Genomic DNA, 26779 nt, shown 5'->3' with positions numbered 1-26779 from the left:
CCTTGATGTTGGCTGGTTCCTCCCCGCCCGCGCCCTTTGTCGTCAGGGCCTCGAATCCTCGAACCGATCCGGCACCGAAACGTTCCCGAATGCGACGCATTGACCGCATAGGCGTGCAGTTTTGACCGCACGCGTTGCAGGTTCCACATGTAATCGTGGTGATGACCAGTCGATGCGTAAAGGCGCGACAGGCGTGCTGCGTTCCTCTCGCAGCAACTCAGGCCAGGACGGGCAGCACGACCTCGTCGATAACGACGTCGTTGATGCGCCGCTGTTCCGCCGCGGGCTTGTCGTAATTGCCGCAGCACTGCACGACGACGAGGTCGAGCGCAGGGAACAGATAGAGACGCTGTCCGCCCCAGCCGATGCCTCCAGCCCAGCGCTCCGGATGCGGCAACGCGGCGGCGAACGATGCGCCGAGATACCATTGGTAGCCGTAGCGGCGGCCATCTTCCATCATGACCGCCGGCGCGAGCATGCGCGTCAGCCAGTTGCGCGGCACGATCTGCCGGCCGCCCCACGCACCACCGGCGCGCACCAGCTGACCGATCTTGAGCAGATCGCGCGGCAGCAGACGCAGCCCCGACGCCGCGCGATACTGGCCATCGCCCACGCCCTTCGCCCAATCGACGCGACCGAAGCTCAGCGGATCGAACAGCACGCGGCGGCAATAGGCGAGCAGCGGCTCGCCGGTGCCCTGCGAGATGAGATGTCCCAACAGCGCGGTCGCGCCGCCGCAATAGCTCCATTTGGTACCGGGTTCGGCGATGATCGGCCGCTCCAGGATGAAACGGAAGCGCTCGGGCGCGGCCTCCATCGCGATCTCCGAATTACGCAGGTCGCGCCCATAGGGGACGGTGAGTTCGTCCCATTCGATGCCGAGCGTCATCGACAGCACATGATGGATCGTGATGCGGTCGCGGCCCGGCTGGCGCGCGAGATCGGCATATTCGGGAAACTGGTCGTACAGCTTTGCCTCGGGCGGCGGCACCTTGCCGGCGGCGAGCGCGATGCCGTAGACGAGACCGACCACGCTCTTCGACACCGAACGCAGATCATGCGGAACATCGGGACCGAACACGACGTCGTGCAGCGCTCCCCCGATTTCGGATTCGTCGTCGCCCTTGCCATAGTGCTCGAACAGCAGCCGGTCGCCCTGGCTCACCAGCAGCGCGTGCAGTCCGCTGATCCGATCTGCGCCCTCTGCTTGCGCGAGACGGTGGGCGATGTCCTCCGCCGACGGCAGTGCCGACGCGGCCGATGGCATGAGCAGGCTCGCCCCCAGCCCGGCCAGAACGCGACGCCGATCGATCCCGATCCTGAAAGTCTGAGGCACACGCATGGTCACCCTCCTCCGGTATTCAGCCGGCGTGCTGCTCGGGCTTGAGCAATCGGTAATGCAGCCGCGCGTAGCTGCCGAGCCTGCCGACCGCGACATTGACAGCGAACAACAGCAGCAGCGCGATGCCGCCGCTGGCGGATAGCAGTCCGATGCCGGCGACAGTGCGCAGCATCAGCTTCGCAATCGACGCGACCGCGGCGAGCTTGAAGACGCTGATGAGCAGCCCGATCCCGACGATCCCGAGCACGAACATCACGAGACCTAGAACCAGCACGGTGATCAGCGCCGCAAACAACAGCGGCAGCAGCACGACGATGTCGACGGCGGCAAGACCACCGATGGCAAGCAGCACCGATGCCGAGTTGCGCAGGCTGTGATCCTGTTCCCAGCGCTTCAGGCCGGTCTCGGCACGCAGCTCGCGTGCCAGCCGCGCCGGATCGCCGAGCGCCGCCGCGACATCCTCTTCGCTGCGTCCATCTGCGAAACCCTCGTCGAAATACGCGCTGTAGTCATCGAGGATGTCCTCGGCTTCACGTGCCGGGAGGCCCGCCAGTCCATCCGAGAGACGTCGCAGGAAGGCCGCCCTGTTCATTTGCGCTCTCCGAGCAGTTGGTCGACCGCGTCGGTAAACACCTGCCATTCGCGCTTCTGGGCGGCGAGCGCGGCACGGCCAGCCGCCGTCAGCCGATAGTATTTCCGCGGTGGCCCGCTGCTGGACTCGACGAGGCGCGTGTCGACCAGCCCGTCATCCTGCATGCGGCGCATCAAAGGATAGATCGTGCCCTCGCCCATCCCGATGCCCGAGGCGAGCGTGCTCGCGATTTCATAGGCATAGCTTTCCCCACGGGCCAGCAGCGCCAGCACGCACATCTCGAGCGCTCCCTTCTTGAGCTGAACCTGGATCGTCGATTCCGCCATCGAACTCCTGCACGTCACAGGAACTGTATATAGCAAGGTACCATGCAATGCAAGGTACTAGTGCAAACGCAGCGCTCGGGCACGAGCGGCCGCGGGGAATTCCGCGGTGCGGAGGTTAGGACTGCCCGCGCGCCGTAGGTCGCATATGGATCAGCGCATCGAGCACGAGGACGAGAACGGGGCGCTGCTCGTCGTTGACGAGTTCGGTCTTGAAGATCACCACGGCGTCGCGCCGCTCCGGCCTGAGGGTGATCTTCTGGATTTCCGATTGGCCGGTGAGTGTCGCTCCCGGCCGAACCGGACTGGGAAGCCGGATCTCGAAGCTGCGGCCGACGATGCCCGCCACCTTGGTCCAGATCGCCTCCACGACGAGGCGCTGATAGATCGCCATGGTATTGAAGCCGCTTGCGATCAGCCCTCCGAACGGCCCCACGGCAGCAGCGGCCGGATTGGTATGGATCGGCACCGGATCATATTTTCCGGCGAACGCCAGAATCTCCGCCTCTCCGATCGTGTAGGTGCCAAGCTTGAATGTCTGGCCCTCGGTGAGATCTTCCGCATACAGCATCGCGCGCCTCCATCTGCCGCGCGACGATAGCCGAACGTTGCGCGCTTTCCATTACCTCTGGGGTCATGAACTTCGCGCGCGACCGCCATGCGCGCATACGAGACGCGAGCAGCACCGGCCGCGCGCGTCTCCGAGCGCGCATCCCGCGCTATTGCAGCCGCGCCGCCCTGGCCTTCGCGGCCTTCACGGTGTTCTCCATCAGGCAGGCGATCGTCATCGGGCCGACGCCGCGCGGCACCGGCGTGATCGCACCGGCGACCAGCAGCGCCTCGTCGAACGAGACATCGCCGCACACCATGTAACCGCCGTCCGGCTTCTCGACGCGCGTGGTGCCGACGTCGATCACGATCGCCTGCGGCTTGATCCAGTCGCCGCGCACCAGACCGGCCTTGCCCACCGCGCTCACCAGAATATCGGCCTGCCGGCAGATGGCGCTGATACCGCGGGTGTGGATGTGGGTCTGCGTCACGGTCGCCTGCTCCTGCAGCAACAGCGCGGCCATCGGCTTGCCTACGATGTTGGAGCTGCCGATCACCACAGCATGAGCGCCGGTGAGATCTGGACGGATCGACTTGATCAGCCTGAGGCACCCGAGCGGCGTGCACGGCACCAGCGCATCGTCGCCGTGAAACAGCCGGCCGGCGTTGAGGGCGTGCAGGCCGTCAACATCCTTGGCCGGATCGACCGCGGCCATCACCCGCAGAGCGTCGATATGCGCCGGCAACGGCAGCTGGATCAGGATGCCGTCGATATCGTTGCGGGCATTGAGCGCCTCGATCCTGGCAAGCAGGTCGGCCTCGCCGGCGTCGTCCGGCAGGCGCACGACCTCGCCGCGCAGGCCGAGCCGCTCGGCCATCCTGACCTTGCTCTGGACGTAGATCTGGCTCGCGGGGTCACATCCGACCAGCACGACCGCAAGTCCCGGCGCGCGGGGCAGCCGGTCCAGTTCGCTGGCAACCTTGTCGATGACAATTTGGGCATGCAGATGCCCATCGAGAATATTCGCCGTCATGGCACCTCCGTTTCGAAGCGGTGCCCAGGCGCGCGGCGATCAGTCTCTGCGCTCCCCGATGGTGGTCCATCCAAGCGCCAGTCGCGCAGATGGCATCGTCATAGCCGTCCGGTGCGGCAAAGGCAAATCACACGCATGACGATCCAGCGGCGGCGAATTGCCCGTATTTTTGCCGGTGGATCGCGGCCAGGCGGGCCGCCGCTGGGGGTAGGATTCGGGCAAGACTTGCGATAAGCCTCGGCGCTTGCCGGGCTTTTCCGATCCCCGGCGCCATCCTTCCGGTCATCACGCCATTTCGGACATTTTCGACATGAAGCATATCATCCTCGCGCTGGCGCTCCTGTGCCCGGCGGCTGCGCTTGCTCAAGGCACCACCCCACCCCCGGCCGCGGACAAGCCGGCGGCGGCCCCTCAGCCGATGGTCGGCGACAAGCCGCTGGTCCAGGTCGGCAAGAAGGGGGCGAAGAAGGGCGAAAAGCCGGCGCCGGGCAAGCCGCAATCGGTCGCGCAAAAGCTGCAGGCCTGCGGCGACATCGACGATGCCACCAAGGAGCGGCTGAACTGCTACGATGAGATCTTCAAGCCGCAGCCGAAGCCGAAGGCGGCCCCCGCCAAGGGCGTCAACGAGTGCCGGTTCGTCAAGGAAGAGGACGAACGGCTGACCTGCTACAACGGCTTCGCCGACAAGATTCCGCGCCTGCCGCGCTAAGGCGCATTGCCGGGTTCTGATTGAATCGGTACCGCGCTGGCTCCATCACGCGGTCTAGCACCTCGAACATGAAAATGCCGCCGCAACCAAGTTGCGGCGGCATATCGATGCGGATTGCGGGCGCCTGCTTACCAGGTCCCGAAGCCGCTGAAGAAGCCCATGCGCGGCTGCTGCTGTGCGACACGGTAAGGCTGATACATTCCGGGCTGCACCAGCCGCATCGGCTGCTGCTGATAGGGGTGGCTGCGCGCAACCTTGCGCTTCTTCGGCGCCGGCGGCGGGACCAGCGCCGGCTGCTCGGCCGGCTTCGCCTCGGCCACCACCGGACCCTTCTGTGCATCAGCCGCCTTCTCCGGCGGAATGAACTGGGCAAACGTATCGCGGACGCGGGACTGCGCGGACGCCTCATGCGGGGCCGACGACGCTGCCGCAGCCACCACATTCACCTGCGGCGGAACGATGGTCGGCAGGCTGGTGTCATACACCACCCGTTCCGGCAGCTTCTGGGTCGACCTGATGCGCACCATCGTCTTGTCGACTCCTGGCGACGACAGGCTCTGGGTCTGGCCGGGAGCAGCCGCGTCCTGCGGCACAATGGCGTTAACGACGAAGAGCAGCGCGAGCAGCACTCCACCAACGAACAGGAAATAACGCGCCACAGGCATCTTGGAAGCTCCCCCCGCGCCACGGGCACGGTTCATCTCGGCGCGACGACAGACGTCATCGCGCAGCGAATTCATCGTCTGCGCATGATCAGCCGGAAGGTCGCCATCCGCGCTCCTCCGGTCATTCACTAACGGTCGGCTTAGTAGTTAGTTCCTGCCTCTCCGTTACGGTTCACCCGGCCGGTCAATTCCCGGTCACTTTTTCGAGATCAAGGGTTTAGACCCGGCTGGCGGTCACGACCGAACATTTCGCCTTATTCGCGTTAACGTTTACGAACCCGATTAACATCCGTGAATAGGTCTTGCGGCTCCTCCTCGCGATGGTGTCGGGGATCAGTCGCTTGCGCTCGGTCACGGGGCTGCCGTCGCGGCGGATGAAGGCGCAGGCGATCTCGATATCCTTGACCGCGAAATCATTGGCATTGCGCAGCGTCAAGGTGACCAGGACCTTCGAACCCAGCCCGCCGCGCCGCCATGATTGCGAGGCGATCCGCAGCTTGTTCAGCGGCGACCGCTCGGAGCCCGGCTCGGACGGCCGTACCTCCTCCGCCGCCTGCGAAGCGGTAGCCATACTTACCGTGGCCGGCTCATCGGCCGGCACAGCCGGAGTATCCTTTCTCGCCTCGGCAGGCTGCGCCCCGGTCGAGGTGTCTTGCGCGCTCTGGATGACGGTGGAGGACATTGGCCAGACGTCCTCATCTCCGGCGTCACTCGGGTCCGGGAGCATGAACCATGCGGTAGCCCCGGCGATCGCGATCACCGGCAACAGCAGGCCGGCATAGAAGCCGCGCTCACCGAAACGTTCAGCGGCAGATCTCCAAAACGACGACAATCCGGTCCTCATCGTCGCGCCCTCACCCTGGCAGCCCAATCACGCCACCACGCACCTTGCAGCCTTCATGATGACCGCAGGCCCTACGGCCACGCGAGAACAACCGCCCACCGCCGGAATGGTTTCGGTTCGGGACGACGATCTTGCGGGCACGTCTTGGGCTGGCATCCCAGTCGATCACTCGCCAAAGCGATGCGATCAGGGTGAATCGCCATCGCGCCTTGGACCCCTGTTCAGGCATATTCAGACATGGTGCTCTCGGAAATCCGCTTCGCACTTTTCCGGATCATGTCCTAGATTTGCACCGCTCGAGCGCGAGTGCCACGCAGCCGAGCGGCACGAGAATGACAAGGAGTTCGCAATGCCTGTCGTCACCTGGGACCACGTCCATCTGCGCAGTCCCGATCCCGAGGCCACCGCGACTTGGCTGCGCGATATTCTCGGCGGCGAGATCATTCGCGGCCCCGGCCGCATCGACGTTCAGCTCGGCGGCGCCAGGGTGTTCATCGCGGAGGTGGCACAAGGCGACGGCGTCAATGCCCCGCCGGTGACGCCTTATCAGGGGCTCGATCATTTCGGACTGGCGGTGAAGGACATCGACGCCGTCGCGGCCGAGATCAAAGCCAAAGGCGTCGAGTTCACCAAGGAGCCGACCACAATCCGTCCCGGCGTGCGGATCTGCTTCATCCGCGGCCCGCAGGGCATCTCGATCGAGCTGCTCGAGCGCGACAAGAAATACGCGTGAGTGGCGCGCCGCGCTACGTCATGCTGCCCGGCATGAAGCAGCGGATCGTCACGCCCATGTAGCTCTTGATCGGCCAAACCATGGCCCGGCCGGCCCGGTTGGGCTCGGTCACCACGGCCTCGTCGGGGACGTCGATCCACGCACCGTCGAGACGCACACGATAGTGGCCGTCCTTCGATTCCCAATCGACATCGCTGACGGCGCTGCCGTCGGCGTCCGAGCAACAGGGTCCCTTGCCGCTGCGCAGGCTGTCGAACCATTCCTTAAGCGGCGAATTGGCGTAGCGGCCGTCAGGATCGCGCGCCTGCGCAAGCTGCACAGCTGCGACCGATACGAGGGCGACCAGACCAAGCGACAGAAACACGCTCGTCCGGCCGCGGCGACGGCCAACCAGGGTTCCGGGATCGTCATTCCGGCCTGCCAAGCGGCCGCCAGCTTCCAACCTGTCTGTCATGTGTGTTGCTCCAGCACTCACCGGCCAGTGCAACCAGAGCTATGCATTTCGCGGGCCAGTTCGATTCGCGCGCACGGTCCGCTGTCATCGCGCCGTCACACCGCCTGGCAGGAACCGAGGGTTCACGGCCTCTCCGGACACCCCGGAATCAACCTGCCGCATTGCACGAGGTTGCTCGCTTTGGCATAAAAAACCAATCCGGATTGCTGCGGGCGCGGCAGCCGGTCCATGGGACGTTATGAAGAACGGGCTGTACTCAATCCACGTCACCCTGCTGGACGGGCGTGTCGGCAAGGGCAGCGGCGTGATTCTGTTTCGCGACGGACAGATTCTCGGCGGCGATGCCTATCTGTATTACACCGGCAGCTACACGGTGAAGGGCGATACCTTCAAGGGCGAGGTGCTGGTGCAGCGCCACACCACGCCGCGCGAGACCGACAATCCGCTGTTCGGCGGGCCGGCGCCGGTCGGCATCGGCGTCTCCGGCACCTTCACCGACACCCGCGGCAACATGAGCGGAACCGCGCTGGTCGGCAAGGCGAGCCTGATCTTCGGCGCGACGCTGCACTGGCTCGCCGATATCAATTAAGGCAACGACCGAGTGGCACGGATTCGGAACGTCAAGCGGGGCTTGCTATCAGGCGTCACGTGCGTCCGACCGCTTCCGAAGCACGCCTTATGCGCTCCTTGTCACCCGCGAACGCGAGCTGAAGCTCCGCACGACCGAGCGCCTCGACTGAATGCCGCCTCGCATTCTGCCAGAAGCGGTCGTCGTCGTATAGCGACAGTACCCGCAGCGCCTTTTGCAACTGCAATCCGACCTCGATGATACCGGCGCCATCGCGTGCGATCGGCACAAAGAGATCATCGAACAGACCTGCGAGATCGATCGGCGGAACATGAACGTTGGGATAGAGAATTTCGGCCTCGAGAGGGTCGACGGGCTCCGCCCAGACCGACAGAACGCGTATGGCTCGCGTGATCACGTCGATCGCAGTGCCGGGATCGTTGACCGCTGGAGAAAGCGCGCGTGATGCGATCTCGGCGAGAACGCAAGCGCCAAAGCGAGGATCCTGATCGAACGAGCGTGTCTCGCCAATCGAGAAGCAACTCCTGATCGCATCCTGATCGAGATCGTGATCCCGCAAGCCGACGCTCCAGGCGACGGGTTCATTGGTCCCCGTCAGTTGTCCCGGGATTGTGCGAACGAATATTTGACCGCCGCCGGCCGTTGCTATCGCCGAGAGTCCGCCGGTGTCGAGATGCTGAACGTACCCAATTGCGGACGGAAAGATCGGACGCGCCGTCGCTGGAACGTCGAAGCTCGCGTCGTTCAGCGGCCGGCAACCGAGAAAGGGGCGCTTACGCCGCGATCGCATCGCCTCGATCGTCACGACTTCGACGCGCGCTGTCGTTTCAGTCACGCGCCCCAGGCTCGAAAGATGATCGATCCATCGCAACAAAGTTACGATGATCAAGACGATCACCGCAATCGTCACCACGAAGAGAACGACGCGACCGCTTTCTCCGTAGGCGCCGGTGCTGAGCGCGATGATCCCGACAAGACTGAACAGAAACGAGCCGACAAAAGTCGCCAGCACATTCTGGGTCGTGCTGTCCTGCATGATAAGCCGTGTCGCGCGCGGCGTCACGCTACTGGTCGCGGCGGAATAGGCCGAGACCATTGTGCTCAACGAGAACGTGGTAACCGTCAGCATGCTGGACGCGATGATGCTCAGGACATTGTCGACGGCGTCCGCGCCTATGCTCGTGGTCCAGTTGCTCGGAATATAGGGTCTGACAAAAATGGCGACCAAAGCCGTGGCAATCGCCAGGAGGGAGAAAAGAGACGCTCGAAACCAGATCCGATGGATGATTTGCGAAGAGAGCCAGATCCAGCGTGACGTCATCGAGAGTCTTCCGTTCCCGCGGTTGAAATCAACTCGACGCCTTCCGCAGCCACCGACCGCAGCCGTCCTGTCGGCGCAAGACCGACCCCAGCGAACATTTCAGGACGATGCTGTCAACCGCACTGCGGTACGCCAGTGTGGATGGCGCCGCGTTTCCGCTCGCTTGCCCGGCGGATACGCACGCAACTCAAGCCGCTGCTGCTTTGCATCCTGCGGTCCGGAACAGCAGGCCAATCTACTCCGCGGCTTGCTCGAGTGGCGCGACGCGCGGCAGGATGATCTGGATGCGCGTGCCGTTGCCGGGCGCGGAATCGAGCGAGAGCCGGCCGCCCAGCCGCGTCGTGACGATGCTGTAGACGATGTGCAGGCCGAGCCCGGTACCACCCTGATCGCGTCGCGTCGTGAAGAACGGATCGAAGGCGCGGCGCCGCACGTCGAGGCTCATGCCGCAGCCATTGTCGGCGAAGATCACCTCGACATTGTCGCCGCCGGCGGCGTGAACCTTGATCTCGACCTCGCCGGGCTTGCCGTCCGGGAACGCATGCGCCACCGCATTGAGGAACAAATTGGTCAGCACCTGGCCATACGGTCCGGGGTAGGAGTTCATCATCAAGTTCGGCTCGCAATCGACGTTGAGCGTCAGATTGTGCTTGCGCAGACCAGGCCGCAGGCTCATCACCACCTGCTCGGTGAGATCGCCGAGATCGAAGGTGCGCTGGTCCGAATAGTTGCGGTCGGCCGCGACCTGCTTGAACGACTGGATCAGCTCGGCGGCGCGGTTGAGATTGGCGACGAGTTGCGACGACGCATCCCGCGCGGTGTTGAGGAAATCGTTGAGGCTCGAGCGGCGCAGGTCGCCGCGCTCGACCTGGGCCGCGAAGATCGCAGTCTTGCGCTCCAGCGCCGAGGCCACCGTCAGGCTGATGCCGACCGGATTGTTGACCTCATGGGCGACGCCGGCGACCAGACGACCGAGCGCGGCGAGCTTCTCGGCCTCGATCAGCGAGTTCTGCGTCTCGCGCAGGTTGCGCAGCGCGGCCTCGGCGGAATCCTTGGCCTTGCGCATCTCCTGCTCGGAACGCTTGCGCTCGCCGATATCGAGCGCGACCGTGACGATGTTCTCGATCTCGCCCTGCTGGTCCAGGATCGGCAGCTTGTTGACCAGCCATTGCCGCATGTTGCCGGCGGCGTCCTTGTATTCCTCTTCGTAGAAGCCGAGCTCGCGCCGCACCGACAGCACGCGCTTGTCGTTCTCGTCGGTCTTGGCGGCGCCATAGCGCTGCATCAGCTCGGCGGTGGTCCGGCCGATCGCGTCCTGCGGATCGACACCGAAGATGCCCGCCATGTAGCGGTTCATCATCACGTAGCGCAGCTCGTTGTTCTTGACGTTGATGACGGCAGGCACCGTGTCGATGACCATTTGCAGCATGCGGCGGCCTTCGGCGATGGCGTCCTCGGCCCGCTTCTGGTCGGTGATGTCGCGTACCGTGCCCTCGTAGCGGATCACCTCGCCTTCGTCGTTGCGCACGACGGTCGCGGAATCCGACAGCCACAGCACGGTGCCGTCACGCGAGCGCACCTGGTATTCGTAGTCGTGTACGGTGCCGTCGCGCTGCATCAATTGCTGGTACTGCTCGCGCGCCGCCGGATCGACGTAGACGGTGGAGGCGATGTCGTCGGTGCCCTTGATCAGGTCCTGCGGCGTGGCATAGCCCATCATCCGTGCCAGCGCCGGATTGGCGTTGAGCAGCGCGCCGCCCGGGGTCGTGACGTAGATGCCCTCGACCGATGCCTCGAACAGCTTGTGATAGCTCTCCTCGGCGAGCCGCTGCTCGGCCAGCGCGCGCAGCGCGGCCTCGCGCGCGCTGTCGGCGTCGACCAGGGTCTGCCGGAACACCTCGGCGGCGCGCGCGATGTCGCCGATCTCGTTGTCGAGATCGGCGCCGGGGATGAAGGCGTTCTTCTCGCCGCCGGCGACCCGGCGGATCGATCCCGCGATCCGGGCGAGCGGTCGGACGGTGCGGCGAACCACCAGCACCGAGGCGAACAGGCCGATCAGCACGCCCGCCGTCCCGAGCACGATGCTCTGCCATTTCGCCTCGGCAAGCGTCCGGGCGAAATCGCGCGACAGCACATGGCCGCGGCGGCTCGACAGCTCGCGCAGCAGCTCGGTCACCTTCTGGATCAGCCTGCCTTCGGCGCCGAGCACCTCGCGGTCGATGTCCGCGATCTGGCCCTCGCGGACCGAAACCGCGGTGATCGCCTCGGCATAATTGTCGACGGCGCTGCGCAGCGCCGGATCGGCGATGCTCATCGCCCGCATGCTTTGCGCGGCCTGCTCGGCGGCGGAGGTGTTGTGCGCCAGCAGTGCGGTGGCGATGCGGCTCTGGATCTGCGACAGCGTGCTCGCCAGCGCCGTATCGTTGCTCTCGGCGACCGCCTTGTCGAAGGCGTCGCGCAGCGGCGGCAGCGCGGCGACGATCTCGGCCCGGCGGCTGAGCAGCGCCGAGATGCGTTCGATCCCGCTGCGATAGGTCGCCAGCCGCTGGGTGACGCCGTCGATCATGTCCTGCTGCTCGGGCGCCAGCTCGATGCGGGTCTTCTTCAGGATCTCGCTGAGCGACTGGGCCGCCTCCGCGACCTGGGCGGACTGGGTGCCGGGCTCGGTGACGAAGTCCCGTGCCGCGAGCCGCAGCTCGTTGGTACGGCGGTCGATGTCCTCGGCAATGTCGCCGACGCTCTGCAGCCGCTGCAACTCGGCGAAAGTGGTGTCGATGTGGCGGATCGCGATGACGCTGGCCGTGGACGTGATGATGATCACAGCCAGCACCAGCAGGAAGCTGCCGAACGTGAGCTGGCCGATCGAGAGGGAGAACGCACGCGGCGGATGCGAATTCGGCGGCAAGTCAGCGGTCATGTCATCTAGGCCGGGGTCCAATGCACCCCAATATACGGGAAATTACGGGCCTTGGGAAAACATGCTACAGGCCTTGGAGGGTCGGCGATGTGACCTGTGTCACCCGACCACGTTAACGACCGATTCCGGCACGCCAGCAGGGCGGGCCGGCCGCCGCTCGCAAAACGTCAGGCCGCGGCGGCCTCCCGTGCCCGAATCGTCATCGCGGCGATGACCTCAGGCCGTCGCGACCCTGCGCATGGGAATTGTCATCGCGGCGACGCCGATCACGACGCAGGCGAGCCCGATCCACGCCGTCGGGCTCAGCCGTTCGCCGAGGAATGCGACGCTGAGCGCAACCCCGATCGGCACCCGCAGATAGGCCTGCGCCGTGGTGCCGACCGAGCCGAGGGTCTGGATCAGCCGGAAGTAGATCACGAAGGCGATCGCGGTCGAGAACACCGCAAGCGCCAGCAAGGCGGCGAGCGAGCTGGCCGACGGCGACAGCGTCCAGGGCCGCTCGACGGCGAGGCTGAGCGGGATCAGGATCGCGGCGCCCGCGAGCAGCGAGCCCGCCGCCGGCGCCATCGGATCGAGCCCCTTGAAGCCGCGGCTGAAGATCGCGGCGCAGGCGTAGCAAATGGTGGCGGCGACGATCGCGACCTCGGCCAGGATCCCCTGCCCGACATCGCGGAATGCGTCGACCCCGACGATCAGGCAGATGCCGGCCATGCCGGCCATCACCCCGAACAGTTTCCGCGGGCTGGCGGCCTCATGGCGGGTGATCGCGACGGTGAGCAGGAAGGTGAAGACCGGCGAGGCCGAATTGAGGATCGTCGCCAGCCCGGCGTCGACGAAGCGCTCGCCCCAGGCGATCAGTGTCCAGGGGATCACGCTGTTGAGGCAGGCCTGGAAGATGAAACGCCGCCAGGTCGCCCTGTCCGTCGGCATCGTCACCCCGCGCATCCACATGATGACGAGGAGCAGCAGGCCCGCGATCGTGGTCCGCGCCGCGATCAGCGTGATCGGCGGAATGGTGGCGACGCCGAGCTTGATGAAGGTGTAGGAGCCGCCCCAGAGGGTGGCGAGCGCCAGCAGCAAGGCGAGCTCGAAGGCCATGTTGGCCGGCCGCGGAGTAGTGGTCATGGGCTCAGGATTCCGTCTCGATGGTTGAGACGAAATTTACAGCACGGTTGCCGATGATATTTCGGTGCTGACCGAAGTGTGAAAAGAGTGAGCCGTCATCCTGAGGAGCTTACGAAGCAAGCGTCTCGAAGGATGCATGGCCCGGCTGGTGCCCGTCGATCCTTCGAGGCGCGCGAGAGCGCGCACCTCAGGATGACGGGACGAACGACGGCTCTACCCCATCGCGCCGACGTCGAACACCTCGCCGTCGTAGCCGGCCTCCTTGGGGATGCGGAGCTGGCGGCCGGTGGCGGTCTTGGTCATGACGGGGGTCACGGTTACGATCGACATCTTCCTGGCGTCGCTCAGCGCGGCTCCGACATTCGGCTGCTTGCCGAGCCGGATCAGATTGCGCGTGGTCGGGAACGGCAGCTTGAAGCGGCCGCTCTCGCCGCCCTCGAGCGCCTCGCGTGTCGAGACCCAGATCGAGTCGGTCGATTCCTTGCCGTCATGGGCACCGAGCTGTTCGGGCGGCGCGGCGGCCAGGAAGAACCAGGTGTCGAAGCGCTTCGGCATGCCTTCGGGGGTGATCCAGTGCGCGTAGGGCACGAGCTCGTCGAGCGCGAGCACCATGCCGTTGTCGGTCAGCACCTTGAGGAAGCTGATCTTGCCTTCGTTCAGCGCCGCACGATGCGCGGTCGCGATCTCGTTCGCATGCTTCGCCTCGACCAGATCCTTCGATCCGGCCGGTCGCGCCAGCAGGATGCCGCTCTCCTCGAACGTCTCGCGGATCGCCGCGATCCGGAAACCCAGCGCGTCGCCGTCGAGCCCTGCCCCGCCCGAACAGAGCGCGGGATTGGCGGCGATCTCCTTGTCGTTCTTGTCGACGCTGCCACCGGGAAACACCAGCGCGCCCGAGTTGAACTCGATCTGGTGATGGCGGACCATCATGAAGACTTCGATTTCGCGCGACGGCGTTCCATCACGCAGCAGCAGCACGGTCGAGGCTAGGCGCGGAGCAACGATTTCGGTCATCATTGACCTGCTGCACTGGATTGCGGTTGCAGATGGGCGCGGCGGTCGACGCGTGCCACGCGCGACAGCAGATAGTCGACCTCGGCCCTCGCCTGCGGCGTGATCACGGCACCCGGCTTGCGCTGGGCGCTGGAAGAGATGATGCCGCGCTTCTGCAGCACGTATTTGCGCACCGTGAGACCGACGCCGGGCTGCTGCTCATAGCGGATCAGCGGCAGATGCGCGTCGAACAGATCGTGCGCCGCATCGCGTTTTCCCGCCTTCGACAGATTGACGACATCGATCAGGAGCTCAGGGAAGGCATAGCCAGTCATCGCGCCGTCGGCGCCGCGCTCCATCTCGAAATCGAGGAACAGGCCGCCATTGCCGACCAGGATCGACAGTGGCCGCAGCGAGCCGTCCTTCTGGAAGTTGCGCAAGGTCGAGATCTTCTCCAGGCCCGGCCAGTCCTCGTGCTTGAGCATCACGCAGGACGGCGAATCCATCACGATCTTGCGGATCACGGCGGGCGTGAACTGGACGGTCAAGGTCAGCGGATAGTCCTGCAACACCCAGGGAATGTCGTCTCCAACAGCTTCCTGCGCCTGCTTGAAATAGCCTGTGATCTGGTCGTCGGTGCGCAGGTGCGGTGGCGGCGCGATCATGACGCCGGCGGCGCCCGCATCCATCGACTTCCTGGCCAGCGAGCGCATCGTGGCGAAGCCCGGCGCCGAGACGCCGACGATCACCTGCAGCTTCTTCGCCCGCTTGACGAAGCGCAGCGCGACCTGCTCCGCCTCGGCAGCATCGAGCTTCGGCGCCTCACCGAGAATGCCCAGCACCGTGACGCCGTCGCAGCCGACCTCGGCGTAGAAATCGGTCAGCCGGTCGATCGATGCTTCGTCGATGCGGCCGTCGTCGTGGAACGGGGTCGGCGCGATCGCAAAGGTTCCTGCGGCCTGGGCGGTGAGTTTCATAATGGGGTCCTCATTGGGTATCCGGGGCGGGCCATCCGGCACCACCCCGGCCCCTATAGCATGGGGTCAGAACCGCCGCGCGCCCATCTTGATCTGCTCCTCGGAGAAGAAGATGTCCTTGGCGTGGGTGGCGATGTCCTCGGCCTTCCAGCCGGTGAAAGGCGGCTTCCAGCCCTCCATTTCCATCATCCGCATCTCGCGGACGCCACGCGGGCCCGAGACGCCGAGCACCTTGCCGGTCTGGTCGCCAGAGAGGTCGCTGACCATGTAGAGCACCGCCGGCGCGATGCCGTCCGGCCCGAGCGCCGCACCCGGGTTCTCCTTGTAGCGCGGCAGGTCCGCGGTCATGCGGGTCAAGGCACCCGGCGCCAGCGTCCAGATCCGGATGTTGTATTTGCGGCCCTCGATCGCCAGCACGTTGGAGAGACCCCAGATGCCGCCCTTCGCCGCGCCGTAATTGGTCTGGCCGAAATTGCCGATCAGGCCCGAGGTCGACGAGGTGTTGACGATGACGCCACCGCCATTGTCGCGCATCCATTTGAACACCGGCTGGGTGCAGCAGAAGGTGCCCTTCAGATGCACCTTCATCACCCTGTCCCAATTGGCTTCCTTGGCCTTGTGGAAGGTCTCGTCGAGCAGGATGCCGGCATTGTTGACCAGGATGTCGGCGCGGCCGAAATGCTTGATGGCATCGTCGAACACCGACTGGCCGCCGGCCAGGGTCGAGATGTCGGCGCCGTTGGCGACGGCGCGGCCGCCCTCGGCCTTGATCGCGTCGACCACCTTGTCGGCCATCGACTTGTCGGAGCCCGAGCCGTCGCGCGGCCCGCCGAGATCGTTGACCACCACGGCCGCGCCCTCGCGCGCGAACAGCTTTGCGTAGGCCTCACCCAGTCCGCCGCCCGCGCCCGTGATCAGCGCCACCTTGCCGTCGAGTAATCCCATGGTCGTTTCTCCGTTGTTGTTTCTTCTTCACCTCTCCTCGCTTGCGGAGAGAGGTCGGATCGCCTTTGCGATCCGGGTGAGGGGGTACCGGTCTCACCACTGTCACGACTGGCGGTGAGAGCCCCTCACCCCACCCTCTTCCCCGCAAGAGTGGGGCGAGGGAGTCGACGGCCGTCGGATGTGGCTACGCCAGCACCGTCCTGCCGCTCTTGATCACGGTGACGCCGCGCGATTTCACCTTGGCCTCGAACGACACCACGTTGCCGTCCTTCCACAGCTCCATCGTCACGGTCTCGCCGGGAAACACCGGCGAGGAGAACCGTGCCGCATGCTGCTTGAAGGCAGAGGGATCGTAGTCGGCATAGGTCTGCAACACGCCGCGGCAGGTGATGCCGTAGGTGCACATGCCGTGCAGGATCGGCCGCGGGAAGCCGGCCTTCTTGGCGAATTCCGGGTCAGAATGCAGCGGGTTGCGGTCGCCGCACAGCCGGTAGATCAGCGCCTGGTCGGGCCGCGTCGTGATGTCGACCACCTTGTCCGGCGCCCGCTCCGGCACCTTGTGCGGCTCGGGTTGGCCGTCGGACGGGCCGCCGAAGCCGCCATCGCCGCGGGCGAAGCGCGAGGCGACGAGGGTGGCGAGCTTGTCGCCCTTCTCGTCCTTCAGCACGGTCTGGTGACGGATCACCGCGCCCTTGTCCTTGCCCTTGTCGAACACGTCGAGCACGGTCGAGTCGGCCGTGATGTGGGCCGCGGTCGCGAACGGCTTGTGGAAGGTGATGTCGCGCTCGCCGTCGACCACCATCACGCGGTTGAGGTTCATTTCCCCGGGACCGGCGCCCCAGGCCGCGACCGACGCGAACGTCGGCACCACCTTGAGCGGACGCGGCGTCAGCACGCCCTCGTTGACGAAGGCCAGCTCCTTCTCGTCCATCGGATCGGCGCCGAGCCCGATGCCATAGGCATAGAGCATCACGTCGCGGTCGCCGTAGCTGTACTTCTGGCCGAGATTTTTCAGGGCCATCAGCTGTTCGTACACGATTGGCATTGTTGTTTTCTCCCCGAACTCTGTTCTTTCTTCGCCGCTGCCTGTTGCTGCGCCCTCTCCCCCTGCGGGAGAGGGCTACACCGGCTTCAAACGCAAACTTGTTTGGGAGAGGGGTTGCCTCCGCAGATGCAGCTCTCCCGTGGAGAGACACCCCTCTTCCGGCAGCCTTCGGCTGCCACCTTCCCCCGCAAGGGGGAAGGTACTTTTCAGGCCGGCGTGAAGAACGGCAGCGGGGCGCCGTCGGTCGGCTTCCACACCACCTTCACCTTCTGGCCGATCTTCACCGTCTCCAGATCGCAATCGACGATGTTGGTCTGCAGCGACGGACCTTCCTTCAGCGTCACATAGGCGATCGCGTAGGGACCGGTCGGCGACTTCCGCATCAGGCTGTAAGTATAGACCGTGGCCTCGCCGCTCGACTCTTCCCACACCGTCTTGTCGGAGAAGCAGAACGGGCAGATCGCGCGCGGGAAGTAGTGCGCCTCGCCGCAGGTGGTGCAGCGCTTGATCATGAACTTGCCTGCCTTCGCCGCTTCCCAGAACGGCGCGGTCTCCGGATTGGTCACCGGGGCATTGTACTTCTTGGCTTCAGACATCACGCACGCTCCAGAATACAGGTTGAGGCGGCGTGGCGAACGCCGAGCAGGCCGCCGGTGCCGTGGGCGATCGCGAGGTCGCAGTTCTTCACCTGCACCTTCGGATGCGCCTCGCCGCGCAACTGGCGGACGGCCTCGAGGATCTTGGTCATGCCGCCGCGATTGACGGGATGGTTGCTGCACAGGCCGCCGCCATCGGTGTTGAACGGCAGCTTGCCGACCCCCGAGATCAGATTGCCGTCGGCGACGAACTTGCCGCCCTCGCCCTTCTTGCAGAAGCCGAGGTCCTCGAGCTGCATCAGCACCGTTATGGTGAAGCTGTCATAGATCGAGGCGTACTTGATGTCTTTCGGCGTCACGCCCGCCTCTTCGAAGGCGCGCGGGCCGGACCACACGCCGGCGGAATAGGTCAGGTCGAGATCCTTGCCGCCGCGCGGCCCCTTCGCCGCCTCGCCATGGCCGATCAGCCGCACCAGCGGCTTCTTCAGGCTCTTGGCGATCTCCGGCGTCGTGACGATCATCGCGCCGCCGCCGTCGGTGACGACGCAGCAATCCATCCGGCGCAGCGGATCCGAGATCATCGGCGAGTTCAGCACGTCCTCGACGGTGACGACCTCCTTCAGCATCGCATGCGGATTGTATTGCGCGTGATGCGAGGCCGCGACCTTGATCCAGGCGAGCTGCTCGGAGGTGGTGCCGTAGTCGTGCATATGGCGCATGGCACACATGCCATAGGCATTGTGCGTGGTAGCCCCGTAAGCCAATTCGAAATCGGCCTCGGCGCCGGAGGCGCGCGGCGCCATCGGGCCGGTGCGCGGCTTGCCCGCCAGCGTGACCAGCGCGACCGAGCACTTGCCGGCGGCGATCGCCTCGGCGGCGTGGCCGAGATGGATCAGATAGGAACAGCCACCGGTCTCGGTGGAGTCGACGTGACGCAGCTTCTTGGTGTTGAAACCGAGATAGTCGACCATCGGCCACAGCCCGCCCGGCGCATCGCCGGCGCAGAAATAGCCGTCGATATCGTCCTTGGTGAGCCCGGCATCCTCGATCGCGCCCTTGGCGACCTCGGCGTGAAGCTGTGCTGTTGATTTATCGGGTGCATGCCGGGTGGGATGCTCGTAGATCCCGGCAATGTAGGCCTTGCCCTTGATGGTCAAATCGCTCTCCGCTGGCGTTTTTCGCTCCAGCGTTTTTCTGAACCGGCGACGCGACCTTGGCAAGCGCGGAAATATTCCGTCAGGCGAGACCGTGGTGAAGAACGCGACCCGATACGATTATAGACCGCAATCGTATCGGGTCGGTGTCACTGAATCGTAGCGCGTGGAGCGCACAGCATTTGCCATAAGACAAGTGTCGTCCCGGCGAAGGCCGGGACCCATAACCACCGCTGTTTGCTGCTGCGCGACGCTGAGGCCACAGCTTAATGCAACAGGACACCCCTGTGGTTATGGGTCCCGGGTCGCGCTTCGCTTGCCCGGGACAACATCTACTATGTGGCGCTCTACTCCGCCGCCATCTGCCGCGGCGCCGGCGGCGGGTTGGCGAGGTCGGCGGCGAGTTGCGTATAGCGAACCTTTGCCTCGTTGACCGCCTTCTCCTTCACCGGGCCGTAGCCGCGGATGCGCTCGGGCAGCGACAGCAGTTCGACCGCGATGTCGTGATTGAGCGGCGACAGCAGGCTCAACACGGTTGCCACATCCTTCTCGTAGCCCGCGATCAGGTCGCGCTCGAGCTTGCGGTCGGCGTTGTAGCCGAAGATGTCGAGCGGCGTTCCGCGCACGAAGCGGAGCCGCGCCATCACCCTGAAGGCCGACATCATCCACGAACCGAAGGCGCGCTTCTTCGGACGGCCCTGGGCGTCGAGCCCTCCGCCGAGGATCGGCGGCGCCAGATTGAAGTTGAACTTGAAGTCGCCCTCGAACTGGTCGCGCAGCTGCTTCTCGAAGCGGCCGTCGGTGAACAGCCGCGCCACCTCATACTCGTCCTTGTAGGCGAGCAGCCTGGCGTAGTTGATCGCGACCGCGCGCGGCAGCGCCTCGCCATAGCCGCCCTTGATGGCGGCGTCGCGCACCTGATCGACCAGCTTGCGGTAACGCCTGGCCAACCGGCCGTTCTGATAGTCGGTCAGCAGACCCATGCGATGGGTGATGATCTCGTCGAGCGACATCGCGTCCAGCGACTTGACCGGGGCTGCGTCGTCGTCCTGCCCCTTCATCATCGCAGCGAGCCGCGCCGGATCTGCCGCGGCCAGACGTCCGAGCTGGAACGCCTGCGTGTTCATCTTGATCGAGACGCCATTGACCTCGATCGCCTGCTGGATCGATTCCGCCGACAGCGGCAGCAGCCCGCGCTGATAGGCAAAGCCCAGCATCATGATGTTGGTGGCGATGGAGTCACCGAGCAGCGCTTCAGCCGGCTTGGTGAAGTCGAAGAACGCGGAGTCCTTGCGCAGCTCCGTCTCCAGCACGCTGTTGACCTTGCGGGTCTGGAAGTTGAAGTCGCGATTGAGGATGAAATCCGCGGTCGGGATGATGTGGCTGTTGATGATGCCGACGGTGCGGCTGGCATCGCAGAGCGTAATGGTGTCCTTCGAGACCGCCACGACCTCGTCGGCCGCGAGCACCAGATCGGCGGTGCCGGTCACGATACGCGAGCAGGTCACGTCTGCCGTATGCTCGGAGAGCCGCACGTGGCTGAGCACCGCGCCGCCCTTCTGCGCAAGGCCGGACATGTCGAGGATCATCGAGGCCTTGCCCTCGATATGCGCGGCCATCCCGAGCAGCGCGCCGATCGTCAGCACGCCGGTGCCGCCGACGCCACCGACCGCGATGTTGTAGGGCCGATCCAGCGCAGGCTTCGCTGCCGGCTCCGGCAGAGCGCCGATATCGCCGAGTTCGGTGCGTGCGCGGCGCTTGAGGGTGCCGCCGTCGACCGTGACGAAGGACGGGCAGAAACCCTTCACGCAGGAATAGTCCTTGTTGCAGGTCGACTGGTTGATGGCGCGCTTGCGCCCCAGCTCCGTCTCCAGCGGCTCGACCGAGATACAGTTCGACTGCACCGAACAGTCGCCGCAGCCTTCGCAGACCGCCGGGTTGATCAGCACGCGACGCGCCGGATCCTCCATCAGGCCGCGCTTGCGGCGGCGGCGCTTCTCGGCCGCGCAGGTCTGCACGAACACGATCGCCGAGGTGCCCTTGGTGTCGCGGCACATCTTCTGGACGTTCTCCAGCTCGTCGCGGTGGAACAGCTTGACGCCGGGCGCGATGGTATCGGCCGGATAGGCGTCGGGATTTTCCGAGACCAGGTAGATCTCGCGAATGCCCTCGGCATGAAGCTGGAAGGTGATCTGCTGGGGCGACAGGTCGCCGTCGTGACGCTGGCCACCGGTCATCGCGACCGCGTCGTTGTAGAGGATCTTGTAGGTGATGTTGGCCTTGGAGGCGATCGCCTGGCGGATCGCGAGAATGCCGGAATGGAAATAGGTGCCGTCGCCGAGATTGGCGAAGATGTGGTTCTCATTGGTGAACGGCGCGACGCCGACCCACGGCACGCCCTCGCCGCCCATATGGGTGAAGGTCTCGGTCGAGCGGTTCATCCACAGCGCCATGAAGTGGCAGCCGATGCCGGCCAGCGCGCGGCTGCCTTCCGGCACCTTGGTCGAGGTGTTGTGCGGGCAGCCCGAGCAGAAATACGGCGTGCGGCTGACTGGTGCGGTCGCCTGCATCTGGGTCGACTGGCGGCCGTTGAACCAGTCTGCCTTGGCGCGCAGCATCTCGGCGATTTCGGGATTGAGATTAAGTCGAAGCAGCCGTTCGGTGAGCGAGCTCGCCAGCGAGGCGACGCTGAGCTCGGCAGCGAAGGTCAGGAAGCGCTTGTCGTGATCGTCCATCTTGCCGACGATGCGCGGGCGCACGTCGTCGCGCCAATTGAACAGCTCCTGCTTGACCTGGTTCTCGACGATCTCGCGGCGCTCCTCGACGATGAAGATCTCCTCGAGGCCGACGGCGAAGTTGCGCACGCCTTCCGGCTCCAGCGGCCAGGGCATGCCGATCTTGTAGAGCCGGATGCCGATCTTGGCTGCGATCTCGGGCGTGATGCCGAGCTCACGCAGCGCCTGGCGGATGTCCTCATAGCTCTTACCGGACGCCATGATGCCGTAGCGCGCGTTCGGCGAATCCATGGTGATGCGGTTGACCTTGTTGGCGCGGGCAAACGCGATCGCGGCGAAGCCCTTGTAGTCCTGCAACCGCCGGTCCTGCTCGAAGCGGTCGTCGGGCCAGCGGATGTTGAGGCCGCCCGGCGGCAATTCGAAATCGGTCGGGATGATGAAGGGTGTCATCTCGTCGGTGAGGTCGATTTCGGCCGTGGTCTCGACCGTCTCGGTGATCACCTTCATGCCGACCCAGCAACCCGAGTAGCGCGACATCGCGATCCCCAGGAGGCCCATCTCGATCATTTCATGGATGCTGGAGGGGTAGAGATAGGGCATCAGCGCAGAGATGAAGGCGTGGTCGGACTGATGCGGGACGGTGGAAGACTTTGCGCCATGGTCGTCGCCGGCGAGGCAGAGCACGCCGCCGTTCTTGGCGGAGCCCGCGGCATTGCCGTGGCGGAACACGTCACCGCAGCGATCGACGCCGGGGCCCTTGCCGTACCAGATGCCGACCGCGCCATCATATTTGGCGCCGGGCGACAACGCGAGCTGCTGCGAGCCCCAGATCGCGGTGGCCGCGAGATCCTCGTTCACGCCGGGTTGGAATTTGATGTTGTATTGTTCGAGGTGCTTGCGGGCGGCGAACAGCTGCTGGTCGTAGCCGCCGAGGGGGGAACCGCGATAGCCGGAGATGAAGCCTGCCGTGTTGAGGCCTGCGGCGCGGTCACGCCTGATCTGCGCCATCGGCAGGCGGACCAGCGCCTGGATGCCGGTCATGAAGACATGGCCGGTGCCCTGGGTGTATTTCTGGTCGAGGCTGATAGGCCCTTGGTTGATTCCCATTTAGCCCTCTTTTCGCTGGTCGCGACGACTGCATTTTAGCTAGTCATCCGCGCTTGTTAGAACCAGTCTATGTCGGATTTTCCGGCCCACGCGACACAATTCTGGGCGGCAAGGCCGGCCGCTCAAAAATCGCAATTTCGTGCCGGGAATATTGCAGGCCCGTTTCGGTTTCTGTCGCAGGACAGGCCCGCGGCGAAATGGCGTAACGCGTCTTGTGGACCGGAAGGTGATTGGATGCGGCGACGACATCGGACGACGCGTGCGATTCTGGCTGTCGCGCTGTTGTGCAGTGCGTTCACGGCCGGCGAATGCGCCGCCGCGACGACCGACGACATCATCGCCCGCGGCAAGGCGCTCACCATCGCCGGCGACTGCGCGAGTTGCCACACGGCCGACCCGGCAAAACCGTTCGCCGGGGGCAAGCGGATCGACACCCCGTTCGGCGCGGTGTTCTCGCCGAACCTGACCCCCGACCGCGATACCGGCATCGGCGGCTGGAGCGATGACGATTTCGTCCGTGCGCTGCGCAGCGGCGTCTCGCCTGACGGGACGCATTATTATCCCGCGTTCCCCTACCCTTATTTCGCGAAGCTGATCCGCGACGACATCCTTGCGATCCGTGCCTATCTCGCGACGCTGGCGCCGGTCAGCAACAAGACGCCACCGCCGGAGTTGCGCTGGCCACTCGACTATCGCGGGCTGATGCGGGCCTGGAATGCGCTGTTCTTCACACCGGGGATCATCCAGCCGGACCAGGGCAAGGCTGCGGACTGGAATCGCGGCCGCTACCTCGTCGAGGCCCTCGCCCATTGCGGCGCCTGCCACACGCCGAAGAACGCGTTCGGCGCCGACAAACGCGACCAGCCGTTCGCAGGCAGCATGATCCAGGGCATGTTCGCGCCCAGGCTCGACGGCGCGGCGCGCAGCGGGCTCAAGTCCTGGAGCGCTGACGATATCGCCGAATACCTCCAGAGCGGCCGCAACGGCCATAGCCACGCCGGCCCGCTGATGTCGGAGGTGGTGGTCAACTCGACCTCGCAGATGAGCGACGCCGACGTGCGCGCGATCGCGGTCTATCTGAAGAGCCTGCCCGCCGGCGCACCGGAGCCCGAGGTCACGCCGCCCTCGCCCGCGCAGATGGGCGACGGCGAGCGGATCTATCGCGGCGCCTGTGTCGCCTGCCATGAGCTCGACGGCTCGGGCGCACCACGGATCTATCCGCCGCTGCCCGGCAACGCCAATCTGCAATCGGTCAATCCTGCGAGCACGCTGCGCATCATCCTCGACGGGGCGCAGACCGTGACCACGCCGCGCGCGCCCAACTCAGGCTCGATGCCGGCCTATCCCAAGCTCAGCGATCAGGAGGTCGCCGATGTCGCGACCTATATCCGCAATTCCTGGGGCAACGCCGCGCCGGCCGTGACGGCGGACGAGGTTGCCAAAGCGCGCGCAGCGAAGTGAGGGCCCCGCGCAGCGAAGTGAAGGTGCGGACGGCAAAATGACGGTTCAACGCTCCTCGCCGCTGAACACGAATTTCGGCATCTCCCATTTGTAGCGGATCGCCAGCATCCGGAAGCTCAGGCCGAGCGCGAAGGTCAGCAGGGTCCAGATCGGCGGGTTGAGGTTCAGCCCGAAGGCGGTGGCATAGAACAGTCCCGTCACCACGGAGACGCTGGCGTAGAGCTCGCTACGGAACAACAGCGGCACCTCGTTGCAGAGGATGTCGCGCAGCACGCCGCCGGCGCAGCCGGTGATCATGCCGGAGACGATCACGATCGGCAGCGAGGCGTCGACCTGCCAGGCCACGTCGCAGCCGGCCATGGTGAACACCACGAGCCCGATCGCATCGAGCACCAGGAAGGCGAGATTGAGCCGGTGAACCAGCCGCGCCAGCAGGATGGTGGCGAAGGCGCCGGCGGCAGCGACCGCGAGGTAGATCGGCTGCGCGACCCAGAGCAGCGGATAATGCCCGAGCAGCACGTCGCGGATGGTGCCGCCGCCGAGCGCGGTGATTGCGCCCAGCATGCAGACGCCCGCCCAATCCATGCTGCGCCGGCCGGCCGCCAGCGCCGCCGTCATCGACTGCGCCGCAACCGCGATGAACGAGAGCACGTGCAGCACCGAATCGGTGGGCGGCATGGTCCACATTGAAAGGGCCTCATGGAGGTTCGGAACCGCTGGGAATCGCGGTTCCTGCATGAACAGGTTGCAACATTGGCGCGGAACATCCTCACGCGCCAGCCATTGTCCCCCGCGTTTAGCTTTGGGGTGCTAACGGAGGAACCTTGCAATGGCTTACAACCCTGACGATCCGTATCGCGCCAACCCGACCGATGACGAAATCCGCCGTCAGGCGCGCTTCAACAGCCTGGACAACGAGTTGCAGCCGGATCCGGAACTCCAGGAGGGACCGGCCAGCGGTACCAAGGTCGCGATGTTCGCGGTTGCGGTGGCCGTGGTGCTGGGCGCGCTGTTCTATGGGTTGAACAACACGTCGGTCAATCAGGCTGGGACCACACCGCCGACCCAGACCGCGCAGCAGACATCGGCCAATCCGGCCGCGCCGCCTCCGGGCATGCGCGACGTGACGCCGAAGCCGAACAGCCAGCCCGGCATGACCACGGGCGCGGCGCCGGCGCAACCGGCCAGCCCTCCGTCTGATATCAACAAGTCGGACATGAACAAGCCGGCGGCCCCGCCGGCCGACAACGCGAAGTAAGACGCAACGACACTGACCAGGCGCAAGCGGCGAGCCCAAATGGCTCGCCGCTTCTTTTTGGTGTGAAGTCTATTTGAACATCTTGTTGAGCTCGCCGCCGGGATAGCCGTTGGCGAATTCGCTGAAGGTGCCCTTCTCCGCCATCTCCTTGGCCGCCTTCATGACGCCGCTCCACGCCATCCGCGCCAGCGCTCCGCCGACGCTGATCCGGCGCACGCCGAGGTCGCCGACCGCTTGCAGCGTCAGTTCGGAGGCGCCGCCGATCAGGAGATTGACCGGCTTCGGCGCCACTGCCTTCACGACCGCCGAAATCTCCTCCTTGGTCGCGATGCCCGGCGCGTACAGGACGTCTGCTCCGGCTTCCGAATAGGCTTGCAGCCGCTCGATCACCAGGTTGAGGTCCTTCTTGCCCCACAGGAACGCCTCGCAGCGGCCGGTCAGCAGCACGCCGCTGTTGTCCGCGTCGATCGCCTTGCGCGCCGCCTTGATGCGCTCGACCGCGAGCTTGTGCTCGAACAGCACATTGGCCGCATCACCGGTGGAGTCCTCGATCGAGAGCCCGGCGACGCCGGTCTTGACGCCACGCGCGACATTGGCCGCAACCTTCTCCGGCTCAACCGCGAAGCCGCCCTCGAAGTCCGCGTTGACGGGAATATCGACCGCCGCGCACAGCGCGGTCAGGTGATCGCAGACGTCATCGACGGTGACGCGGTTGTCGGCCTTGCCGATGGTCCAGGCAAAACCCGCGCTGGTCGAGGCCAGCGCCTTGAAGCCGAGATGTTGCAATGCGCGGGCGCTGCCGACATCGAACGGGTTCGGAATGATGAAGCATCCGCTCTCGTGCAGCTTCTTGAAGGCTGTGCGTTTGTCAGCAGTTGGCAGTGGCATTGGTCGCTCCCTGTGATCGTTGGCCGCGCAGAGATAGGCACGCACCATTCGTGCTGCTAGTGCTCGTGCACCGCGCGACTGTCTTTTGGCGCCTGCTCGCGTTCGTTTAAACCGTAGTCGCGCATCACGCTGGCAACGCGCAGGCGGTAGTCGTCAAAAATCCGCGCGCGGCCCTTGGCCTGGGTGCGGCGATGCTCGATCGTGTTGCGCCAGGCTTCGACCGCAGCCTCGTCGCGGAAGAACGACAGCGACACGAACTTGCCTTTTTCGGTGATGCTCTCGAACCGCTCGACCGAGATGAAGCCATCGATCTCCTGGAGGATCGGCTTCAGCTCGGCGGCGAGGTCGAAATATTGCTGGCGGTGTTCCGGCTTCGGCCAGACTTCGAAGATCACGGCGATCATGGGCGCCTCCGCGTGCTGA

At 65.2% G+C, this 26779-nt stretch carries 26 protein-coding genes and 1 riboswitch; of the genes, 5 read left to right on the top strand and 21 right to left on the bottom strand.

Translation table 11 applies throughout. From position 1 onward, the window contains the following. Positions 1–217: 217 nt before the first annotated feature. The 5 genes from CWS35_RS21040 to CWS35_RS21020 all read right to left on the bottom strand — a co-directional run bounded on the left by CWS35_RS21040 (position 218) and on the right by CWS35_RS21020 (position 3840). Positions 218–1342 (bottom strand): serine hydrolase, encoded by a 1125-nt coding sequence (locus CWS35_RS21040; RefSeq protein ID WP_200894381.1) that lies wholly within the window; start codon positions 1340–1342, stop codon positions 218–220. 19 nt (positions 1343–1361) lie between these two features. After that, on the bottom strand, positions 1362–1934 hold the full coding sequence (locus tag CWS35_RS21035; RefSeq protein ID WP_100953501.1) for a DUF1700 domain-containing protein: 573 nt from the start codon (positions 1932–1934) through the stop codon (positions 1362–1364). Further along, positions 1931–2260 (bottom strand): PadR family transcriptional regulator, encoded by a 330-nt coding sequence (locus CWS35_RS21030; protein ID WP_024578645.1) that lies wholly within the window; start codon positions 2258–2260, stop codon positions 1931–1933. Before CWS35_RS21030 ends, CWS35_RS21035 begins: the two co-directional genes overlap by 4 nt. Before the next feature lie 115 nt (positions 2261–2375). Beyond that, complete coding sequence (locus CWS35_RS21025) at positions 2376–2828, bottom strand: MaoC/PaaZ C-terminal domain-containing protein (RefSeq protein WP_100953499.1); 453 nt, start codon at positions 2826–2828, stop codon at positions 2376–2378. 148 nt (positions 2829–2976) lie between these two features. Next, the gene (locus tag CWS35_RS21020) at positions 2977–3840 is read right to left on the bottom strand and encodes a bifunctional 5,10-methylenetetrahydrofolate dehydrogenase/5,10-methenyltetrahydrofolate cyclohydrolase (RefSeq protein WP_100953497.1); all 864 of its coding nucleotides are present in this window, start codon (positions 3838–3840) and stop codon (positions 2977–2979) included. 15 nt (positions 3841–3855) lie between these two features. After that, positions 3856–3935, bottom strand: a riboswitch (ZMP/ZTP riboswitch). Positions 3936–4150: 215 nt separating this feature from the next. Here CWS35_RS21020 and CWS35_RS21015 point away from each other — a divergent pair. After that, positions 4151–4549, top strand: a complete 399-nt coding sequence (locus CWS35_RS21015; protein WP_100953495.1) for a hypothetical protein — start codon at positions 4151–4153, stop codon at positions 4547–4549. Positions 4550–4677: 128 nt separating this feature from the next. On the opposite strand, the gene CWS35_RS21010 is transcribed toward CWS35_RS21015, so the two are convergent. Continuing rightward, positions 4678–5214 (bottom strand): hypothetical protein, encoded by a 537-nt coding sequence (locus tag CWS35_RS21010; RefSeq protein ID WP_100956558.1) that lies wholly within the window; start codon positions 5212–5214, stop codon positions 4678–4680. Between the two features lie 217 nt (positions 5215–5431). Further along, positions 5432–6046, bottom strand: a complete 615-nt coding sequence (locus CWS35_RS21005; protein ID WP_157817199.1) for a hypothetical protein — start codon at positions 6044–6046, stop codon at positions 5432–5434. Positions 6047–6407: 361 nt separating this feature from the next. Here CWS35_RS21005 and CWS35_RS21000 point away from each other — a divergent pair, with 361 nt between their 5' ends. Further along, positions 6408–6791: a VOC family protein gene (locus CWS35_RS21000; protein WP_024578639.1), complete on the top strand. Its 384-nt coding sequence runs from the start codon at positions 6408–6410 to the stop codon at positions 6789–6791. 13 nt (positions 6792–6804) lie between these two features. Here CWS35_RS21000 and CWS35_RS20995 read toward each other — a convergent pair whose 3' ends face one another. Continuing rightward, positions 6805–7245, bottom strand: a complete 441-nt coding sequence (locus CWS35_RS20995; protein ID WP_244442105.1) for a hypothetical protein — start codon at positions 7243–7245, stop codon at positions 6805–6807. 238 nt (positions 7246–7483) lie between these two features. Here CWS35_RS20995 and CWS35_RS20990 point away from each other — a divergent pair, with 238 nt between their 5' ends. Further along, positions 7484–7834, top strand: coding sequence for a GrlR family regulatory protein (locus tag CWS35_RS20990; protein WP_024578637.1), 351 nt, complete (start codon positions 7484–7486; stop codon positions 7832–7834). Positions 7835–7889: 55 nt separating this feature from the next. Here CWS35_RS20990 and CWS35_RS20985 read toward each other — a convergent pair whose 3' ends face one another. The 10 genes from CWS35_RS20985 to CWS35_RS20940 form a co-directional block, all read right to left on the bottom strand. After that, positions 7890–9155, bottom strand: coding sequence for a DUF2254 domain-containing protein (locus tag CWS35_RS20985; RefSeq protein ID WP_100953491.1), 1266 nt, complete (start codon positions 9153–9155; stop codon positions 7890–7892). 235 nt (positions 9156–9390) lie between these two features. Continuing rightward, a complete protein-coding gene (locus CWS35_RS20980; RefSeq protein WP_024578635.1) occupies positions 9391–12072 on the bottom strand; it encodes a PAS domain S-box protein in 2682 nt (893 codons plus the stop codon). A gap of 216 nt (positions 12073–12288) precedes the next feature. Next, complete coding sequence (locus CWS35_RS20975) at positions 12289–13197, bottom strand: DMT family transporter (protein WP_100953489.1); 909 nt, start codon at positions 13195–13197, stop codon at positions 12289–12291. Between the two features lie 213 nt (positions 13198–13410). Continuing rightward, positions 13411–14211, bottom strand: coding sequence for an NUDIX hydrolase (locus CWS35_RS20970; protein WP_100956556.1), 801 nt, complete (start codon positions 14209–14211; stop codon positions 13411–13413). Beyond that, positions 14211–15167, bottom strand: coding sequence for a dihydrodipicolinate synthase family protein (locus CWS35_RS20965; RefSeq protein ID WP_100953487.1), 957 nt, complete (start codon positions 15165–15167; stop codon positions 14211–14213). The genes CWS35_RS20970 and CWS35_RS20965 overlap by 1 nt, the downstream gene beginning before the upstream one ends. 66 nt (positions 15168–15233) lie before the next feature. Continuing rightward, positions 15234–16112, bottom strand: a complete 879-nt coding sequence (locus CWS35_RS20960) for an SDR family oxidoreductase (RefSeq protein ID WP_024578631.1) — start codon at positions 16110–16112, stop codon at positions 15234–15236. A 184-nt stretch (positions 16113–16296) separates the two neighbouring features. Then, positions 16297–17157 (bottom strand): MaoC family dehydratase, encoded by an 861-nt coding sequence (locus tag CWS35_RS20955; RefSeq protein WP_024578630.1) that lies wholly within the window; start codon positions 17155–17157, stop codon positions 16297–16299. A gap of 206 nt (positions 17158–17363) precedes the next feature. After that, entirely contained in the window at positions 17364–17753 is a 390-nt protein-coding gene (locus tag CWS35_RS20950; RefSeq protein WP_021080623.1) for a Zn-ribbon domain-containing OB-fold protein, read from the bottom strand. Further along, entirely contained in the window at positions 17753–18910 is a 1158-nt protein-coding gene (locus CWS35_RS20945; RefSeq protein WP_024578629.1) for a thiolase domain-containing protein, read from the bottom strand. Before CWS35_RS20945 ends, CWS35_RS20950 begins: the two co-directional genes overlap by 1 nt. A 344-nt stretch (positions 18911–19254) precedes the next feature. After that, complete coding sequence (locus tag CWS35_RS20940; RefSeq protein WP_100953485.1) at positions 19255–22749, bottom strand: indolepyruvate ferredoxin oxidoreductase family protein; 3495 nt, start codon at positions 22747–22749, stop codon at positions 19255–19257. Positions 22750–22983: 234 nt separating this feature from the next. On the opposite strand from CWS35_RS20940, the gene CWS35_RS20935 reads away from it, so the two are divergent. Beyond that, complete coding sequence (locus tag CWS35_RS20935; protein ID WP_100953483.1) at positions 22984–24210, top strand: cytochrome c; 1227 nt, start codon at positions 22984–22986, stop codon at positions 24208–24210. A 45-nt stretch (positions 24211–24255) separates the two neighbouring features. On the opposite strand, the gene CWS35_RS20930 is transcribed toward CWS35_RS20935, so the two are convergent. Further along, a complete protein-coding gene (locus tag CWS35_RS20930) occupies positions 24256–24897 on the bottom strand; it encodes a trimeric intracellular cation channel family protein (RefSeq protein WP_024578626.1) in 642 nt (213 codons plus the stop codon). A 142-nt stretch (positions 24898–25039) separates the two neighbouring features. Here CWS35_RS20930 and CWS35_RS20925 point away from each other — a divergent pair, with 142 nt between their 5' ends. Beyond that, positions 25040–25468, top strand: coding sequence for a hypothetical protein (locus tag CWS35_RS20925; RefSeq protein WP_024578625.1), 429 nt, complete (start codon positions 25040–25042; stop codon positions 25466–25468). 69 nt (positions 25469–25537) lie between these two features. On the opposite strand, the gene CWS35_RS20920 is transcribed toward CWS35_RS20925, so the two are convergent. Together CWS35_RS20920 and CWS35_RS20915 are read right to left on the bottom strand one after the other, a co-directional pair. Beyond that, positions 25538–26356, bottom strand: coding sequence for an oxaloacetate decarboxylase (locus CWS35_RS20920; RefSeq protein ID WP_100953481.1), 819 nt, complete (start codon positions 26354–26356; stop codon positions 25538–25540). A 56-nt stretch (positions 26357–26412) separates the two neighbouring features. Beyond that, positions 26413–26760, bottom strand: coding sequence for an antibiotic biosynthesis monooxygenase (locus CWS35_RS20915; RefSeq protein WP_024578623.1), 348 nt, complete (start codon positions 26758–26760; stop codon positions 26413–26415). Between the last annotated feature and the right edge of the window lie 19 nt (positions 26761–26779).

Origin of the sequence: Bradyrhizobium sp. SK17 (assembly GCF_002831585.1) — a bacterium.
Lineage (GTDB): Bacteria > Pseudomonadota > Alphaproteobacteria > Rhizobiales > Xanthobacteraceae > Bradyrhizobium.
This window is presented reverse-complemented; position numbering and strand designations above follow the sequence as displayed.

Bases quoted from the DNA above. Each gene is read 5' to 3' on its own strand.
- CWS35_RS21040 (WP_200894381.1), bottom strand. From the start codon at position 1,342: ATGCGTGTGCCTCAGACTTTCAGGATCGGGATCGATCGGCGTCGCGTT.
- CWS35_RS21035 (WP_100953501.1), bottom strand. From the start codon at position 1,934: ATGAACAGGGCGGCCTTCCTGCGACGTCTCTCGGATGGACTGGCGGGC.
- CWS35_RS21030 (WP_024578645.1), bottom strand. From the start codon at position 2,260: ATGGCGGAATCGACGATCCAGGTTCAGCTCAAGAAGGGAGCGCTCGAG.
- CWS35_RS21025 (WP_100953499.1), bottom strand. From the start codon at position 2,828: ATGCTGTATGCGGAAGATCTCACCGAGGGCCAGACATTCAAGCTTGGC.
- CWS35_RS21020 (WP_100953497.1), bottom strand. From the start codon at position 3,840: ATGACGGCGAATATTCTCGATGGGCATCTGCATGCCCAAATTGTCATC.
- CWS35_RS21015 (WP_100953495.1), top strand. From the start codon at position 4,151: ATGAAGCATATCATCCTCGCGCTGGCGCTCCTGTGCCCGGCGGCTGCG.
- CWS35_RS21010 (WP_100956558.1), bottom strand. From the start codon at position 5,214: ATGCCTGTGGCGCGTTATTTCCTGTTCGTTGGTGGAGTGCTGCTCGCG.
- CWS35_RS21000 (WP_024578639.1), top strand. From the start codon at position 6,408: ATGCCTGTCGTCACCTGGGACCACGTCCATCTGCGCAGTCCCGATCCC.
- CWS35_RS20995 (WP_244442105.1), bottom strand. From the start codon at position 7,245: ATGACAGACAGGTTGGAAGCTGGCGGCCGCTTGGCAGGCCGGAATGAC.
- CWS35_RS20990 (WP_024578637.1), top strand. From the start codon at position 7,484: ATGAAGAACGGGCTGTACTCAATCCACGTCACCCTGCTGGACGGGCGT.
- CWS35_RS20985 (WP_100953491.1), bottom strand. From the start codon at position 9,155: ATGACGTCACGCTGGATCTGGCTCTCTTCGCAAATCATCCATCGGATC.
- CWS35_RS20980 (WP_024578635.1), bottom strand. From the start codon at position 12,072: ATGACCGCTGACTTGCCGCCGAATTCGCATCCGCCGCGTGCGTTCTCC.
- CWS35_RS20975 (WP_100953489.1), bottom strand. From the start codon at position 13,197: ATGACCACTACTCCGCGGCCGGCCAACATGGCCTTCGAGCTCGCCTTG.
- CWS35_RS20970 (WP_100956556.1), bottom strand. From the start codon at position 14,211: ATGACCGAAATCGTTGCTCCGCGCCTAGCCTCGACCGTGCTGCTGCTG.
- CWS35_RS20965 (WP_100953487.1), bottom strand. From the start codon at position 15,167: ATGAAACTCACCGCCCAGGCCGCAGGAACCTTTGCGATCGCGCCGACC.
- CWS35_RS20960 (WP_024578631.1), bottom strand. From the start codon at position 16,112: ATGGGATTACTCGACGGCAAGGTGGCGCTGATCACGGGCGCGGGCGGC.
- CWS35_RS20955 (WP_024578630.1), bottom strand. From the start codon at position 17,157: ATGCCAATCGTGTACGAACAGCTGATGGCCCTGAAAAATCTCGGCCAG.
- CWS35_RS20950 (WP_021080623.1), bottom strand. From the start codon at position 17,753: ATGTCTGAAGCCAAGAAGTACAATGCCCCGGTGACCAATCCGGAGACC.
- CWS35_RS20940 (WP_100953485.1), bottom strand. From the start codon at position 22,749: ATGGGAATCAACCAAGGGCCTATCAGCCTCGACCAGAAATACACCCAG.
- CWS35_RS20935 (WP_100953483.1), top strand. From the start codon at position 22,984: ATGCGGCGACGACATCGGACGACGCGTGCGATTCTGGCTGTCGCGCTG.
- CWS35_RS20930 (WP_024578626.1), bottom strand. From the start codon at position 24,897: ATGTGGACCATGCCGCCCACCGATTCGGTGCTGCACGTGCTCTCGTTC.
- CWS35_RS20925 (WP_024578625.1), top strand. From the start codon at position 25,040: ATGGCTTACAACCCTGACGATCCGTATCGCGCCAACCCGACCGATGAC.
- CWS35_RS20920 (WP_100953481.1), bottom strand. From the start codon at position 26,356: ATGCCACTGCCAACTGCTGACAAACGCACAGCCTTCAAGAAGCTGCAC.
- CWS35_RS20915 (WP_024578623.1), bottom strand. From the start codon at position 26,760: ATGATCGCCGTGATCTTCGAAGTCTGGCCGAAGCCGGAACACCGCCAG.